The organism is Pseudomonas sp. GW821-FHT01E05 (assembly GCF_059422425.1).
In genome coordinates this window covers 401,980-418,330 of sequence record NZ_JBWKWW010000007.1, presented here as the reverse complement: position 1 = coordinate 418,330, position 16,351 = coordinate 401,980, and the positions used below count along the sequence as shown (strand labels likewise).

13 protein-coding genes are annotated in these 16,351 nt (G+C 58.5%); 5 read left to right on the top strand and 8 right to left on the bottom strand.

The window, feature by feature from the left end; translation table 11 throughout:
* Positions 1 to 97 precede the first annotated feature (97 nt).
* The 5 genes from AC07W5_RS18285 to AC07W5_RS18265 all read right to left on the bottom strand — a co-directional run bounded on the left by AC07W5_RS18285 (position 98) and on the right by AC07W5_RS18265 (position 5,585).
* Positions 98 to 1,408, bottom strand: a complete 1,311-nt coding sequence (locus AC07W5_RS18285) for an ABC transporter substrate-binding protein (protein ID WP_494995307.1) — start codon at positions 1,406 to 1,408, stop codon at positions 98 to 100.
* A gap of 332 nt (positions 1,409 to 1,740) precedes the next feature.
* Positions 1,741 to 2,643 carry a helix-turn-helix domain-containing protein gene (locus tag AC07W5_RS18280; RefSeq protein ID WP_495024014.1) on the bottom strand — a complete coding sequence of 301 codons (903 nt, stop codon included), beginning with the start codon at positions 2,641 to 2,643 and terminating at the stop codon, positions 1,741 to 1,743.
* A 102-nt stretch (positions 2,644 to 2,745) separates the two neighbouring features.
* On the bottom strand, positions 2,746 to 3,066 hold the full coding sequence (locus AC07W5_RS18275) for a hypothetical protein (protein WP_495024013.1): 321 nt from the start codon (positions 3,064 to 3,066) through the stop codon (positions 2,746 to 2,748).
* A gap of 402 nt (positions 3,067 to 3,468) precedes the next feature.
* Complete coding sequence (locus tag AC07W5_RS18270; RefSeq protein WP_495010871.1) at positions 3,469 to 4,761, bottom strand: glycosyltransferase; 1,293 nt, start codon at positions 4,759 to 4,761, stop codon at positions 3,469 to 3,471.
* Positions 4,762 to 5,216: 455 nt separating this feature from the next.
* Positions 5,217 to 5,585 carry a response regulator gene (locus tag AC07W5_RS18265; RefSeq protein ID WP_494995311.1) on the bottom strand — a complete coding sequence of 123 codons (369 nt, stop codon included), beginning with the start codon at positions 5,583 to 5,585 and terminating at the stop codon, positions 5,217 to 5,219.
* A gap of 264 nt (positions 5,586 to 5,849) precedes the next feature.
* Between AC07W5_RS18265 and AC07W5_RS18260 the strand changes: the two genes are divergently transcribed.
* Positions 5,850 to 6,266, top strand: a complete 417-nt coding sequence (locus AC07W5_RS18260) for a histidine kinase (RefSeq protein WP_495024012.1) — start codon at positions 5,850 to 5,852, stop codon at positions 6,264 to 6,266.
* Between the two features lie 17 nt (positions 6,267 to 6,283).
* The gene (locus AC07W5_RS18255; RefSeq protein WP_494995312.1) at positions 6,284 to 6,661 is read left to right on the top strand and encodes a response regulator; all 378 of its coding nucleotides are present in this window, start codon (positions 6,284 to 6,286) and stop codon (positions 6,659 to 6,661) included.
* Between the two features lie 162 nt (positions 6,662 to 6,823).
* Here the strand turns inward: AC07W5_RS18255 and AC07W5_RS18250 are convergent, their stop codons facing one another.
* The gene (locus AC07W5_RS18250; protein WP_495024011.1) at positions 6,824 to 7,879 is read right to left on the bottom strand and encodes a tetratricopeptide repeat protein; all 1,056 of its coding nucleotides are present in this window, start codon (positions 7,877 to 7,879) and stop codon (positions 6,824 to 6,826) included.
* A 322-nt stretch (positions 7,880 to 8,201) separates the two neighbouring features.
* On the opposite strand from AC07W5_RS18250, the gene AC07W5_RS18245 reads away from it, so the two are divergent.
* The 3 genes from AC07W5_RS18245 to AC07W5_RS18235 are packed head-to-tail and all read left to right on the top strand — an operon-like array spanning position 8,202 to position 11,518.
* The gene (locus AC07W5_RS18245; protein ID WP_495024010.1) at positions 8,202 to 10,349 is read left to right on the top strand and encodes an FUSC family protein; all 2,148 of its coding nucleotides are present in this window, start codon (positions 8,202 to 8,204) and stop codon (positions 10,347 to 10,349) included.
* Positions 10,339 to 10,539 carry a DUF1656 domain-containing protein gene (locus AC07W5_RS18240; RefSeq protein WP_494995315.1) on the top strand — a complete coding sequence of 67 codons (201 nt, stop codon included), beginning with the start codon at positions 10,339 to 10,341 and terminating at the stop codon, positions 10,537 to 10,539. The genes AC07W5_RS18245 and AC07W5_RS18240 overlap by 11 nt, the downstream gene beginning before the upstream one ends.
* Before the next feature lie 4 nt (positions 10,540 to 10,543).
* A complete protein-coding gene (locus AC07W5_RS18235; RefSeq protein ID WP_494995316.1) occupies positions 10,544 to 11,518 on the top strand; it encodes an HlyD family secretion protein in 975 nt (324 codons plus the stop codon).
* A gap of 217 nt (positions 11,519 to 11,735) precedes the next feature.
* Here the strand turns inward: AC07W5_RS18235 and AC07W5_RS18230 are convergent, their stop codons facing one another.
* Positions 11,736 to 13,160: an efflux transporter outer membrane subunit gene (locus tag AC07W5_RS18230; RefSeq protein ID WP_495010868.1), complete on the bottom strand. Its 1,425-nt coding sequence runs from the start codon at positions 13,158 to 13,160 to the stop codon at positions 11,736 to 11,738.
* Entirely contained in the window at positions 13,157 to 16,336 is a 3,180-nt protein-coding gene (locus AC07W5_RS18225; protein ID WP_494994848.1) for an efflux RND transporter permease subunit, read from the bottom strand. Before AC07W5_RS18225 ends, AC07W5_RS18230 begins: the two co-directional genes overlap by 4 nt.
* Positions 16,337 to 16,351: the final 15 nt, after the last annotated feature.

Sequence of the window (16,351 nt, the reverse complement as noted above, 5' to 3'; positions counted from 1 at the left end):
CGTCGAAGTATTCATGGTGATCACAACCGATTGGTGACAGGCAGATGAAGATCAAATGTGGGAGCGACGGTGCGGCGCTCCCACAGGGGGTTCCGGGTTATTTGGGATAACCGGCGCGTTTCATCTCGCGTTCGGTGGTTTGCTGGGCGGAGGCGAGGGCTTGGTCGACGCTGCTCTGACCGGTCAATGCGGCGGAGAACAACTTGCCCACCTGAGTGCCGATTGCCTGGAATTCAGGAATGGTCACCAACTGGATACCAACGTAAGGCACGGGTTTGATAGTCGGTTTGCTCGGGTCGGCCGCTTTCAGCGATTCCAGCGTCACCCGGGCGAACGGAGCCGCGCTCATGTAGGCCTCGCTGTAGGTAGAAGCGCGGGTGCCTGGGGGAACGTTGGCGATGCCGTCTTTCTCGGCGACCAGTGCGCCATACTCTTTGGAAGTCGCCCAGCTGGTGAAGGTTTTTGCCGCATCCTTGGCTTTGGAGCTGGTCGGGATCGCCAGGGACCAGGAGTAAAGCCAGGCCGAACTCTGGTCACTCACTTGATGGGGCGCATAAGCAAAGCCGACATGCTCGCTGACCTTGCTCTGGGTTTTGTCGGTGACGAAGGAACCGGCCACCGTGGCATCAATCCACATGGCGCATTTGCCGCTGTTGAACAACGCCAGGTTTTCGTTGAACCCGTTACTGGACGCGCCTGGCGGGCCGGATTTCTTCAGGGTGTCAACGTAGAAATTCACCGCGTCTTTCCATTCGGGGCCGCTGAATTCCGGCTGCCATTTCTCATCGAACCAGCGCGCTCCATAGGCATTGGCGATGGTAGAAATCAGCGCAATGTTTTCCCCCCAGCCGGCCTTGCCGCGCAGGCAGATGCCGTATTGGTCCTGCCCGGGTTTGTTCAGCAGGGTGGCGAACTCGCCGATCTGCTTCCAGGTGGGATGTTCAGGCATCGTCAGCCCGGCATCCTTGAACAGGTCGGTGCGGTAGTAGGTCATGGAGCTTTCGGCATAGAACGGCAAGGCGTAGAGCGTGCCCTTGACCGACAGGCCTGCACGCACCGAAGGGAAAACATCGTTGAGGTCGTAGGAGGCGGGCAGGTCCCGCATCGGCTCCAGCCAACCCTGGGCGCCCCAGAGTGCGGCTTCGTACATACCGATGGTCAATACGTCGAACTGTCCGCCCTGGGTGGCGATGTCCGTGGTCAGTCGTTGGCGCAGGACGTTTTCTTCCAGCACGACCCAATTGAGCTTGATATCCGGGTGCTCGGCTTCGAAGGTCTTCGAGAGCTTTTGCATGCGGATCATGTCGCTGTTGTTGACCGTGGCAATGGTCAGGGTTTGTGCGCCAAGGCTGACGCCGCTGAGGGTCATGCAGGTGGTGACAAGCAGAGCTTTTACAGAGGGTTTCATCGCGCACTCCTCTTCTACGCCCGGTGGGCAGCAGAAGGACCGTTATTGTTTTTGTGTCTTCCACAGGTAAGGAAGAATGTGGGCTGATTACAGCCCTCAAACGGTGCGATGACAAATCATCCATGACACTTGAATCGATACTATTTTGCACTGGGGGACAAGATGAGGATAATTCGGGATAAACGATTCAGCAGAATGTCAGCGCTGATCGTTCCCACGCTCCGCGTGGGAATGCATTCCGTGACGCTGCGCGTCACATTCGCGTACGGACGCGGAGCGTCCAGGGCGGCGTTACCACGCGGAGCGTGGGAACGATCAACAAGGGGTGTATTTTACAGATTCTGCTCAGTCAACCGTTGCACCGCCAAGCGTCGATAGTGCGAAGGCGTCATGCCCTTGAGCTGCTGAAAACGCCGGTTGAAATTGGAAATATTGTTGAAGCCAGATTCGAAACACACATCGGTGATCGGCTTTTTGCCATCAGCCAGCAGCTCGCAGGACTTGCTGATGCGCAAGCGATTGACGAACTCGATGAAGCAGCGCCCCGTGGCCTGCTTGAACACCCGGGAAAAATACGTAGGTTTCATGCCCAGATATTCGGCGACTTCTTCAAGCGGCAATTCGCGGGCGTAATGAGCAAAGATGTAATCCACCGCGCGGTTGGTGCGGTCGATATTGTGCTCATCGGCCAGTTGCGGGGTAGTCGCGCCCGAGAGCACCTGGTAATCGTCGCACGTGCTGAGCAGTTCCAGCAGAATGAAAAAGTGCCCAAGCCGGGTAGCACCTTTGGAGTCGGCGATGTGTTGCATCAAGGTCATTGCCTGGCCAATGGTGTGTTTGCAGCGGAACTCGATTCCGTAATGCGCGCGCTCGAGCAAAGGCGTGAGCGCCTTCAGCTCGGAGAATACCTGATGGCCGCTTTCGAACAGCTCGTCGGTGAAGTTCACCAGCATGTCGCGCTTGGGCACCACTTCCTCTTCGGCAACCTGGCTGATCCAGTTGTGGGGTAGGTTGGGGCCGGTGAGGAAGAGCGTTTCGGGGTAGAAATTACCGATGTAATCGCCAATGAACACCTTGCCGGAGCTGGCAACGATCAGGTGCAGTTCGTACTCCTTATGGAAATGCCAGCGCACCAGAGGGCATGGGAAGCCGTGCTGCCGATAGATGATGGACAACCCGTTGTGGTCGTCCATCAATTCGTAGGAAGGGTCGGTGATTCTGGCTGCTCGGGTCATCTTGGGGCGCTTTTATTGTTCTTGCGTCCTGATGATGCCCTCTCCAGACAGGCAGCACCAGCCCGCCGTACCCGTGGGAAAGGTATCGGCTTTTCCAAAGGTTCAGTGTTTGTTTCGCCCCGTCGCCATGTTGACTTCCCGGCAATAATCAACGAGCAAAGTATCGCCCAGAAAATCGACATTGATAATGCTGCATTTTGGTGTCCAGCCAGACGTTGGACCAAACCATTCATTCAGCTCTTTGGCAATTCTTTTCACCCCCGCCAGTTTTTCATAACTGGTTGCAGATAGTGACCAGGGCATTGCACCCGAAGGTGGGGATTTTAATGTGCGAGCAATGTGTTGTTTCAGTTCATCAGGGGAAGTAATGTCGTTACGACTCCACTTATGTTCGATCTTTGGCCAGAATATCGGGCTGTCCATGTCAGGATGCCTCCGGGTCGCCAGTACAATTCGTTGCTGGTTGCTAATCTTCTTTAATTCCCCCCGGAGTCAAGTATTTATTTTGTTTGGGGATCAGTCGCGATCCCAGTGCCTCCAGAATGGCACTGTTAAAACCTTTGAAGTCGCCATAATGCATTCCATCGCTCAATATCAATAGGGTAATAAGTTGCTTTGTAGTGTGATCCACGGTGTGTGTCGCCAAGGCTGCTGGTCACACAGTTTTATATATAGTTCAATGATCGGCGAGTGGCGGGGAATTGAAATGTCTGGATAACTAATCGCACCGTGACACCTTGCTGGCGGAGCAAGCAAGGTTAATGTCTGGGGCAGAAGTGCAGCGTATTCAATGGCAAAAAATCATGAACCATTGAAGTGTGTGGCTTAAGGGGCAGTTCGGTTCTTCGCCTCGATCCACTGCGCCATGTATTGAGTGCTTTTATGGTGGTGGTGCCGAAGCATACTGCCGGTAAAATTGTCCCGTCGTAGTTGCAACAGATCTATTCGGCACGACTGCAAGCGTTCAATCAACGCCGGGCCATGCACCTGTTGCTGGTAACGGGCGGCCAGTAGTTCACGGCCACGATCCTGAGCCTGATTCCACAGCGTCTTGTCCTTATAGAGCTGCACCGAGGCATCGGCCAGCGTGCTCGCGGTTTCGGCTATGGCGCCTGGCCAAGGCAGGTCGCCACCCATGGCTTCGGCGCCAATCGGGGTCGTGACGTTAGGGGTGCCACAGAGCATGGCATCGACAATCTTGCCTTTGATCCCGGCGCCGAAACGCAGCGGTGCAAGACAGATTCGCGCCGCAGCCATGACCTGTAAGGCATCCTCAGCCCAGTTCATTACATGAAAACCTTGGGCCGGGTTGTGCAACGCTGTGGCCTTGGGCGGGGTATAGGCACCATAGATATGCAACTGCGCACCGGGCAGTTGCTGACGGATCAATGGCCAGAGGGTGGTTTTCATCCAGAGCACCGCATCCCAATTCGGCGCATGGCGGAAGTTGCCGATGCTCAGAAAGTGCGCGCGGTCTTCGAACGGGGCGAACGACTGTGCTGGCGGGTCGAGCATCAGTGGGCACCAGTGCAGCAAATTACGTGGCACCTTGAATTGCTCGACCAGCAGTTCGATTTCGACCTCGGAGATCATCAGGCTGAGATCGCAGCGATAGAGTGCGGCGATTTCCCGTTTGGCCAGATCAGTGTCGGCCATGTGCTCGAATTCCTCGCGCAGGGCTGGTGCGAATAGCGTACGGAAGTCATCCTGGTCATCGCCGGCTTTGAGGCGGTCCTTGAGCCGCTGATGACGCGCATGCCGCAGGCTTTGCAGGTCCGACGTCTCCAGCACGCGCAGGGCGTCGGGGCATTGTTTTTCGACGCGCCAACCGAATTGCTCTTCCATCATGAACTGGTCGAACAGCACGATATCCGGCGCCAGCTCGGCGACAAAGGCGTCGAAACTGCTGTTGTTCAATTCGATCGGGCATTCGCGAATGCCCAACGCAAGCAGGTCCGCCTTATGTTCTCCGATGCCCGCGGGACTGCTGAAGGTGACGTCCCAACCCTGCTGCAAAAAAGTCTCAAGGATCTGCATCACATGCCCGCTGGCGGCGGATGAGCGTGGCTCGGGCCAGACGTAACCAATGACCAGGACTTTGGTTGCAGGCTGACTCATAGAACGGTTCCTTTGATGCGAGCGGGTGGCAGGGGACGCGAAAAGGGCGCAATTAAACCACGCTTCAGATGAAAGTCGCTTCGCAGATTCTCACGGCATTTCAGCCTGGTGAGTTGGCGCCCGGCAGCCACCTCAAAGAGGTGGAGCTGACCGGGTGGATTGGGTCTTGTTAAAGCTAATCAGTGAGGGGTGATGCTCAACGTGCTGCTGTCGGTGATGGGGCAATCTCTAACTGAAAATTCATGAGTTTGGGTCCCCTCGGCGTCAGGGTGTCCAAGTCCAGCATGTACCAATCAAAACCGGTTTGTACGATATAGGGGGTGAGAATCGTCCATCCCGTGTTTGTCAATGCATGGAAATTCCTGTCCTCGAGCGAAATCGATGCGTTCATGGCAAGGCGAGCCGAAAAACACAGTCGCGAAAATAATCAAGAAGGCTGAACTCTAAAGCGGCGTTCAGCGCCCTTGTCGGAGCATGCTCTGAACCTTGTCCCGCAGTTGATCTATAGAGAACGGCTTGCCGATGACCGACATGCCGACCGGGGCTTCAATGCTTTCGGCATAACCGCTGGCAAACAGAACTGGCAATGTGGGTCGAAGCTCACGGGCACGGACTGCCAGTTCTTTACCGTCCATGCCCGGTAGTCCGACGTCTGTCATCAACAGGTCGATGGTCTGCCCGCTGTCCCCGAGAAGTTTCAAGGCGGTTTCGCTGCCATCGGCTTCAAGCACCTTGAGCTCCAGCTCTTGCAATACGTCAACGATCAGCTCGCGTACGATGGCGTCGTCTTCGACTACAAGGACGGTGGAGGCGATGGCGGACATTGCGGGGCTCTCTAAAAGTGAAGGCGCGGGTGCCGGTCGGTGAAACAGACTCGCTACTGGCATGAGCCATTAGCGAGTCCCGACAAGTTCTCGAGGTTGTACAAAACAGCATAGCGGTATACCGGCCGACAAGAATAACCTTCTGCTTGACCCAGGGCAGGTACGACATAGGACATTGCGCGCTAAGCTGTCAGAAAAATAGCAGCCCGGCTCAGGAGCAAGCCCCGTGTTTCAGCACTTCACCAAGACCTTTAAGCGGTGTGCATGCGCAATGTTTCGTGGTTCCGTACCGGCAAGCTGTCGATCCTCTCCAGCCGGTTTTATCTGGCACAATTTGTGCTTTTCCTGTTGCAGAACTTCGCGCTGCAAGTCGATTCGGCTGAATCCTCGGTGAGCTTCGTTGCCGATCTACCGGTAGAAGGCAACCGGGACGAGTCCCCCATCGAACAGGTAGTATCCAGCCTGCTGACAATTGCTTTGCGTTATGGCGCCAAGGGTCCGATCGACCTGCACGTGTACACCGAAGGCGGCCAGGCACGGCTCGAAGCCCATGCTGGCTCCATCACTGTTGAATGCAAGATTATGAAGGCTCCTTATTTCGCGTTTGCCTGCTGCTGTAGAAAACAGCTACAAGCGACGCAACCTCTGCTTGACCGGATGGTCGTATCCGGCAGCTATTGAACGAACAAAGGCTTCCCATGAGTGAAGATGCACAAGACGTCGTACTGATCGTCGAAGATGAACCGGTAATCCTGATGCTTCTCGCCGACTACCTGTCGGGCCTGGGCTATCGGGTATTACAGGCCGAGAATGGCGAGCAGGCCTTCGAGATTCTGGCCAGTAAACCGAACCTGGACGTCATGATCACCGATTATCGACTGCCCGGTGGCATCACCGGGGTGATGATCGCCGAGCCTGCGCTCAAGCTTCGCCCGGACCTGAAAGTGATCTTTATCAGTGGTTACGCGGCTGAAATTCGAGAATCTGGCAGCCCTATCACGCGGACTGCACCGATCCTGGAAAAGCCCTTCAACCTGAGTACCTTGCAGCAGAAAATTCAGGAAATGCTGGCGTAGCGAGCGGTTGTTCTCTACGAGACCGCAACCGGCGGACCAGGCATTCGCGCAGATCCTGCATCGACCTGGTACAGCCGTGGATGATCAGGTGTACGCATAACCTGCAGGAGTTGCCGAGCCCGCGTTCGGACGATCTTTCGGGGGGGTGTCGCAGGCTTGGGCCTACAACCCCTGCTGCAACGCCGGGTCATCCGGATTCTGTTGTTCCAGCTGCGCCAGCAGGATTTGCACGTTTTGCAGTTGCCCGCTTTCTTTCCAGTAGTTGATCAGCAGTACCCGCGCCTTGCGATTGGCTGGCTGGCGTTGAACGATCTCTTCGAGCTGCTTTTGTGCGGCCTCAAGTTCTTTTTCGCCGTGCAGTGTGGTGGCCAGGTCGTATCGGTATTCGTTGTTGTCCGGTTCAAGCTCCACGGCTTTGGACAGACCCAGCAAGGCGTATTCACCTTGCCCGTGATGCAACAGCCAGAGACCCAGGGCATGCTGCAGATAAGCCGAGCCGGATTGCTCTTGCAGCTGCCTGGCAAGCAACTGCCGGGCAGCATCAGCCTGACCTTGTTTGTCCAGCACCTCAATCTGCGTGACGACGGCGCGTAGATTTTCAGGCTGCAGGCGCAGCACCGTTTCGAGAGCCTGTTGTGCCTCTTTCAATTGAGCGTTGTGCAGGTGCAGGCGCGCCAGTTGGTATTGCGCCTCGACACTCTGGGGCTGGGCCTTGAGGACTGATTCATACTCGTCGAGGACTTGCTCCAGGGGACCGAAATACAAACCCAGATCGTCCGGCGAAAGCCCCAGTAGCGCGTTAGCGGTGGCGAAACGCACACTTTGTTCCCTGTCCTCGAGCAAGGGCCCGAGCAACAGGCTCCTTTGCCCGCCAGGCACCAGCCCGACAATGCTCTGTATTGCCGCCTGACGAACCACTATCGAGGGGTTGAGCAAATCGGCTTCGGCCAGTTTCAAGGCTTGCGGGCTGGGGTAGTCGGGAAGTTCTGCATGTAGCCTGACCCGTTGGCTGTCCGACAGGTCCGGGCGGGCCAGTTGTTGATAGAGCACCCGCGCCGCGCCCGGTTGGCCATTGTGGGCCTGTTCCAGCGCTTTGCCATAACCCTGCTTCACCGCAGGAGGCACGACTGGCGCAGTACTGCGCATAAAAAACCAGGCAATGGCGCAGGCAAACACGATAAGCAGACCGATGATCAGATAGCGGCGGGGCTTGGGCATGCAGGAGTCCGGGGGCTGGCAGCTTTTACAAAGGCGTCAGCTTCGGTCAGGAGGGGCCAGGAGTCAAACCCTGACTCAGGTCAGTACGTACTCGATCGGCTTGGGACGCACAAGCATGGGGCTGGGCTTTATCGAGTGATGCTTTCGCAGCGGTTCCAACCTGGAAGCGCGGCTCGTTTCTGTCCAATCGCTATGGCTGAAGGGTGATCGAGCATATCTATCGGAAGCGTCTGACCCATCGGCGAGTTTGCCTGGAACTTGTGTCGACACTGAAACCTGTCGAGGCACCGAAGCAGTGACTACGCTTGCTGGAGATGACTCGATGAGTGTTCCCATGCAACCGCTACTTCAGTACTTAAAGGCGATACTCAACCCCGGGCAAGGGGTGCTGTTGTTCGCCCTGAGAACCATCGCGGCCGGGCTATTGACGCTGTATCTGGCCTTCTTGTTCGACCTCGACCAGCCCAAGTGGTCGATCATGGCGGTGGTCATCGTCAGCCAGCCACTGGGCGGCATGGCCCTGGCCCGCAGTTTCGGCCAGGTCATCGGCACCACCCTGGGTGCGGTCGTGGCGGTGTTGATCATGGCGATCTTTCCCCAGGCGCCGCTGCCTTTCATCACCACCCTGGCCTTGTGGCTGGCGCTGTGTACCGCCGGCGGCACCTTGTTGCGCTACACCAGTTCCCAGGCGTTTGTTTTGAGCGGATACACGGCAGTGGTTGTTGCACTGCTGGCGGTGCCTGATCAGGACGGCACGTTCCTGCTGGCCGTCACCCGCGTGACCGAGACACTCTTGGCGGTTGCCTGCGTGTGCGTTGTCAGCCTTCTTACGGCGCGACCGGAAGCCGTGGCCCGGGATTACTTCGCCAAGATCGATCAAGTGATCAAGCTGCTCGCGACCCACGCTGCTGCCGTCATTCGAACCGAAGAAAGCGAAGCCGATTTCCACCGGCGCCAGATGCAGCTGCTAGGCGCGATCAGCGCCCTGGAAGGCGTACGTCGGCATTTGTATTTCGATGCGCCACGTTTGCGCAGCGCCAATGGGCTGGTGCAGTTGCTGGGTAATCAGCTGGTGCTGCTGACCTCGCGGTTGACGGCTTTGCGCCACCAGCGGGAGCTGCTTGCCGAGCGCTGGGAAGGCGCGTTGCCGGAGGAGATACAGCGTTTGCGCGCCGAAGAGCTGGCCTTTCTCGATGAATTGGCCCAGCAGGGACGCTCGTTATCAGCCGAGGCTCGCCATCATTTTTCGGCGCTGCAACAGCGCTTCGATGACCAGGCCTACAAGGCCGAACAACTCACCGAGACGATGCCTGCCACGCTACGCTCACTAGCCTGGGCTCTGCGCTGGGAGCAGGCGCGGATGCTGGAGCAGCTCGGCCAGATTCTCGAACTGAGCGACGCGATCCAGGGCGGGCGTGAAGCCAGTTGCGTGTTTCGCGGCCAGGACAATCCGCTGCATCTGGACTTCACCCTGGCGGCGATGAACGCGATCCGGGCATTTACCGCGTTGCTGGTGGCCGGCCTGATCTGGATCGAGACCGCTTGGGACGGAGCTCGTGGCGGGATGATCGTGCTGGGGATTCTCTGTTCGCTGATGGCGACTTTTCCGCGACCGTATCTGGCCAGTCAAAGCTTTGCCAGGGGGCTGGGTCTGGCTTTGGTGGTGTCGGCGCTGTATCAGTTCATGCTGGTACCGATGATCAGTGACTTCGAGTTACTCGCCTTGTTGTTCGCCCCATTGCTGTATGCCGTCGCGGTAGGGCTGGCCAGTCCACCAACCACTGGCACAGGCATTGGGCTTGGACTGACGACGATGCTGTTGCTGGGCCCGCAAAACGTGGGAATCGGCCAAAACACGGCCATTCTGTGGTTCGAGTTTGCCGCTGCGTATACCTGCGCAGCCACGCTTGCGCTCAGTGTCTACGCCTTGATCTTTCCGTTCAGGCCCGTTTTGCGGATGCGCCGGCTGTTCAAAGAAAACTGCGAGCAGGTCTACGCTTTGCTGAAGACACCGGCCACCGATGAGCAGCAATTTGCGTTTGAAAGCCGCATGGTCGATCGTCTGACCATGATGTTGGGATTACTACCGGCCACCCACGACAAGCAGTCCAGCGAGCTGTTCGAAGTCAGCCTCGGGTGCATGGCACTGGGTGTGGCGTTGAACCAGCTAAGGCAACAGGGACGAAGCAACACGCTGCTGAGCACTGAACAACAAAACCGTCTGCTGGCTGCAGTCCGTGAGACTGGACGATTGGTCGCCGGACGGCCAGGGATTGACCTTGAGCAATTGCTCGGAAACCTGCGGGTCCTGGGCGACGAAATGGACGACTTGCATTTAGACGTTCATGAACACCTGTGGTCGGTCTTCAGGATGCGCGTGGCGCTGCTGATTGTGGTGTCGTTTCTGGAGCGACATCGCAAACACTTTCAACCCGTAGACATGGAAGGAGTTCCGGCCCTTGCCCATTGATCTGGAAGTGGGTGGCGTCTACTTGCCGCCAATCGCCCAGGCGCTGCTGCTGGCCTTTCCGGTTTTCCTGCTGCTGGACTGGATCCTGCGCCGCTTCGGTGTGCTGCGGTTCGTCTGGCATGAAGCCTTGTTCGAAGGCGCGTTGTACGCCTGCGTTTGCGCAACGCTGATTCTGGTGATGGGAGCTTGATGCGTTGAAGAAGATCCTTGCCCGACTCGTGACGGTGGCGGTGGTTTTGCTGGCCTTTGTTCTTGGCTGGTTTGCCTGGGAGCATTACACCCGCGCGCCCTGGACGCGGGATGCACGGGTACGTGCCGATGTGGTGACCTTGTCCGCCGATGTCTCGGGGCGCATCGTCGGCCTGGGCGTCCAGGACAACCAGCATGTGGACAAAGGCCAGCTGCTGTTGGAGATCGACCCGGCGCGCTACGTCCTGGCGGTGGAGCATGCCAAGCGCTCGGTGGAGGTGGCGAAAGCCACCCTGGGTCAATCCGAAGCAACGATTGTTGCCAGTGAAGCGCTGCTCAGCCAGCGTCAGAGTGAAGAGCGCCGACGGCGCACCCTCAAGCAGCGCTTCGCGATCTCCGGCGAAGAGTGGGAAAAATCCAGCACGGAAGTGGCGGTGGCGCAGGCTGAGTTGCTGCGCAACCAGGCCAACCTGGGGTTGGCTCAGGCCAACGTGCAACTGGCAATCGCCGCATTGACCCAGGCTGAACTGGATTTGCAGCGCACCCGGGTCGAAGCGCCTGTCAGTGGTTACGTCACCAACCTGCTGACCCGCCAAGGCGACTATGCCGCCGCCGGTGGCGCGCTGTTGGCGCTGGTGGACAGTGACTCGTTTTATGTCAGCGGCTACTTCGAAGAAACCAAACTGCCGCGAATCGAGGAGGGCGACCGCGTCAGGATCGAATTGATGAGCGGCGAAACCTTTGGCGGCACCGTGCAAAGCATTGCCTTCGCCATTGCCGACCGGGAGAACTTGCCCGGCGGTCGCTTGCTGGCCAACATCAACCCCAGTTATACCTGGGTCAAACTGGCGCAACGGGTGCCGGTGCGGATACAGATCGATCCTGACTATGCCGGTAAACGTCGGCTCAGAGCCGGTACCACCGCCACCGTCACGGTGCTTGAAACCAATGTGGTTCCTGGGTCAGAACGCGGTCCGTAGCAGCTGCCGAAGGCTGCGTTTGATCGTTCCCGCGCTCTGCGTGGGAATGCCTCACCGGACGCTCCGCGTCCATGTGACGCAGAGCGTCACCGGGATGCGTTACCACGCAGGAGCGTGGGAACGATCATCTATGGAAAACCCCAAAAAAAGCCCCGCGACCGAATGAGGCGCGGGGCTGAAAAATGGCTGGTTGCGGCCAACCAAAGAAGTGTTTGAATCAGTTGCTACTGGCAACCGTCTCTGGCTGCCAGCCGCCGCCGAGGGCTTTGTAGATGGCGACGATGCCGCGGTACAGATCGACTTCGGCCTGGGCCTGGGAATCTTCGGCAGCCAGACGTTCGCGTTGAGCGTCGAGCAACACGAGGAAGTCCGCAGTGCCTTCGCGGTAGCGAATTTCCGCCAGGTCGGCAGCAGCGCGGCTTGATTCACTCTGACGAATCAACGAAATCAGGCGCTGCTGACGTTTGCCGTAATCACTGAAGGCATTTTCCGATTCTTCCAGTGCCAACAGCACTTGTTGCTCATAGGTCGCCAGCGCGCCCTCGGCTTGAGCATTGGCACCGCGCAAGCGAGCCCGCACACTGCCCAGGTCGAACGCTGCCCAAGTGATGCTTGGGCCCAGCGCCCAGGCGTTGGCGGCCGAAGAACCGATCTGCGAGCCACGTCCGGCAGTGAAACCGAGGAAACCGCTCAAGCTGACCTTGGGAAACAAGTCGGCCTTGGCCACACCGATTCGCGCCGTCGCTGCCGCCAGTTTGCGCTCGGCGCTGAGGATGTCAGGACGGCGTTGCAGCAACTCACCCGGATCGCCAATCGGCAATGCCTTGGCAATCGCCGGCAGATTCGCCGGGCTGAGGTCCACGCTCAGTTTGTCCGGGCGCTCACCGAGCAGGGTGGCGATGCGATTACGCTCGCGCACTTGCTCGGCTTGCAATTGCGGCACGCTGGCTTCGACCGCCGCGAGGCGGGCATCGGCACGCACCACATCGAGCTGATCACCGACACCGACGTCACGCAGGCTTTCGGTGATTTTGCGCGAGTCCTGCTGGTTCTTCAGGTTGGCCAGCGCGATCTTTTCCCGCAGTTGCGCGCCGCGCAGTTGCCCGTAGGCATCCACCAACTCGGCAATCATGGTGACTTGCAGTTGGTACAGATCGGCGGCGGCCACTTGGGTGTCGGCATCGCTGGCTTCCAGATTGCGCTGGATACGTCCGAACAAGTCCAGCTCCCAGGCCATGTCCAGGCCCAGATCGTAGCGTTCGGTGTGCACGCGCTTTTCAGTGATGCCAGGTTGCTGAGCCGTGCCTAGATTACTGCTGGCGCGGCTGGTGATGGTCGGCATGGCGTCATCGCTGACGTCATCGCGGATCGCTCGAGCCGCTTTCAAGCGGGCAAAGGCCACACGCAACTCACGGTTGCCCTGCAAGGATCGAGTCACCAACTGGTTGAGGGTCGGATCGTCGAACTGTTGCCACCAGATGCCTTCGAAACGCGCGCGGTCGAAGTTCTTCTGACCGGCAGCGCCATCGGTGGCGGCCGTGATGTTGGCCGGCTCCGTGGCAGGGGTCTTATAGTCCGGGCCCACGGCACAGGCGCTCAAGGCTAGTACCAGCAAGCTCGGCAAGAAGGCTTTCAGGCTCATTGTTGCTCCTCCAGTTTCAGGGCCTTGGCCGCTTTGCGTGCTTCGCCGCGCTCCACATAACGGCGAATCAATACGTAGAACACCGGTGTCAGCAACAGACCGAAGAAGGTCACCCCGAGCATCCCGGAGAACACCGCCACACCCATGGCGTGACGCATTTCCGCACCGGCACCGCTGGAGTAGACCAATGGCACCACACCCATGATGAAGGCAAACGAGGTCATCAGGATCGGCCGCAGACGCAGACGGCAGGCTTCCAGTACCGCACTGAGCGGGTCCAGTCCTTCCTCTTGCTTATCCTTGGCAAACTCGACGATCAGAATCGCGTTCTTACAGGCCAGTCCCACCAGTACGATCAAGCCGATCTGGGTGAAGATGTTGTTGTCGCCGCCCGAAGCAATCACACCGGTGATGGCCGAGAGCAGGGTCATCGGTACGATCAGGATCACCGCCAGTGGCAGGCTCCAGCTCTCGTATTGTGCGGCCAGTACCAGGAACGCCAGCAGCACGCAGAGCGGGAACACGAACAGCGCGGTGTTACCCGAGAGAATCTGCTGGTAGGTCAGGTCGGTCCATTCGTAGGTCATGCCGTTAGGCAATTCGTCCTTGAGCAGTTTCTCGATTGCTTTCTGGGCTTGGCCGGAGCTGTAGCCAGGGGCTGCGGCACCGTTGATTTCAGCGGTGATAAAGCCGTTGTAATGCATCACGCGGTCCGGGCCCGAGGTGTCGCTGACCTTGATGAAGGTTGCCAGCGGGATCATCTCGCCTTTGTTGTTGCGCACTTTCAGCTGACCGATCTGCTCAGGCTCGAGGCGGAACTGTTGCTCGGCCTGAACGTTGACCTGATAGGTGCGGCCAAAGCGGTTGAAGTCGTTGGCATACAACGAGCCCAGGTAGATCTGCAGGGTGTCGAAGATGTCGCTGACGGCCACACCATGGGTCTTGGCTTTCTCCCGGTCGATGGCGGCATCGACCTGTGGCACGTTCACGGTATAGCTGGTGAACAGCCCGGCCAGTTCCGGCACGCTGCGGCTTTTGTTGATGATGTTCATGGTTTCTTTGAACAGCTCGTCATACCCCAGGTTGCCACGGTCTTCGATCTGCAGGCGGAAACCACCGATGGTGCCCAGGCCCTGTACTGGCGGCGGAGGGAAGATCGCCATGTAGGCTTCCTGAATGCCGGCGTACTGGCCGTTCAAGGCACCGGCAATGGCACCGGCCGATTGGCTCGGGTCCTTGCGCTGATCGAATGGTTTCAGGGTGACGAACACAATGCCGGCGTTAGGGCTGTTGGTGAAACCGTTGATCGACAGACCCGGGAAGGCCACTGCACTTTCCACGCCAGGCTGTTTCAGGGCCAGGTCGGACATGCGTTTGATCACATCCTCGGTACGGTCCAGGCTCGCTGCATCCGGCAGTTGGGCGAAGGCCACCAGGTATTGTTTGTCCTGGCCCGGCACGAAACCGGTCGGTGTGCTGGAGAAACCGAGGAACGTCAGCGCCATCAGGCCGGCGTACAGCAGCAGGGCGATACCGCTGCTGCGGATCACGCGGCTCACGGTGCCTACATAACCATGGCTGGCACGATCAAAGAAGCGGTTGAACGGACGGAACAGCCAGCCACCGAAGATCCCGTCGAGGACCTTCGAGAAGCGGTCCTTGGGCGCATCATGGCTTTTGAGCAATACCGCAGCCAATGCTGGCGACAGCGTCAGCGAGTTGAAGGCCGAGATCACCGTGGAGATCGCAATGGTCAACGCGAACTGCTTGTAGAACTGCCCGGTCAACCCGGAGATGAAGGCGGCCGGAATAAACACCGCACACAGTACCAGCGCGGTGGCGATGATCGGGCCGGTCACTTCACGCATGGCGCGCTTGGTCGCTTCGACCGGTGTCAGGCCCAGGCCGATGTTTCGTTCGACGTTTTCCACCACCACGATGGCGTCGTCAACGACGATACCGATGGCCAATACCAGTCCGAACAACGACAGCGCGTTCAGCGAGAAACCGAACAGGTGCATCACCGCGAACGTACCGATCAGCGATACCGGCACTGCCACCAACGGAATGATCGAGGCGCGCCAGGTTTGCAGGAACAGGATCACTACCAGCACGACCAGAATCAGTGCTTCGAACAGCGTGTGCACCACTGCCTCGATAGAACCGCGAACGAAAATCGTCGGGTCATACACGATGCTGAAGTCCATGCCTTCAGGGAAGTTCTTCTTCAGCTCGGCCATTTTCGCTCGAACTTCGTTGGAGATCTCGATAGCGTTCGAACCCGGGCGCTGGAAGATCGGGATCGCCACGGCCGGTTGGTTGTTCAGCAAGGAACGCAAGGCGTATTGGCTCGAGCCCAACTCGACGCGAGCGATGTCTTTGAGGCGGGTGATTTCACCGTTTTCGCCGGAGCGAATAATGATGTTCTCGAACTCTTCCTCGGTGACCAGACGACCTTGGGTATTGACCGAGAGCTGGAACGCGGTGGCGCTCGGTGCTGGCGGCGCACCCAGGGCACCCGCGGCAACCTGACGGTTCTGTTCGCGAATCGCGTTGACCACATCGGTCGCGGTCAGGTTACGCGAAGCGGTCTTGTTCGGATCGAGCCAGACCCGCAGCGAGTAGTCGCCCATACCGAACAGCTGCACATCGCCGACACCGCCCAGACGCGCCAGCTCATCCTTGATGTTGAGCAGGGCGTAGTTGGACAGGTAGAGCATGTCGTAGCGTTTGTCCGGCGAAGTCAAGTGCACAACCATGGTCAGGTCGGGCGAGGCCTTGTCCACCGTGATCCCGATGCGGGTCACTTCTGCGGGCAGCTTGGGCTCGGAACGGGTGACGCGGTTCTGCACCTGCACCTGAGCGTTGTCCAGGTCGGTGCCCAGAGCAAAGGTGATGGTCAGGGTGATCTTGCCGTCAGCGGTTGACTGCGAGGACATGTACAACATGTTCTCGACGCCGGTGATGGCTTGCTCCAAGGGAGCGGCCACGGTTTCACCGATGACTTTAGGGTTGGCACCCGGGAAGTTGGCGCGCACCACCACGGTCGGCGGTACCACTTCCGGGTATTCACTGATCGGTAACTGGAACAGCGAGATGGCGCCGGCGATCAGGATCAGCAGCGAAAGCACCGCTGCGAAGATCGGCCGTGAGATGAAGAATTGGGAAAAATTCATCGGAGTTGTCTCCCC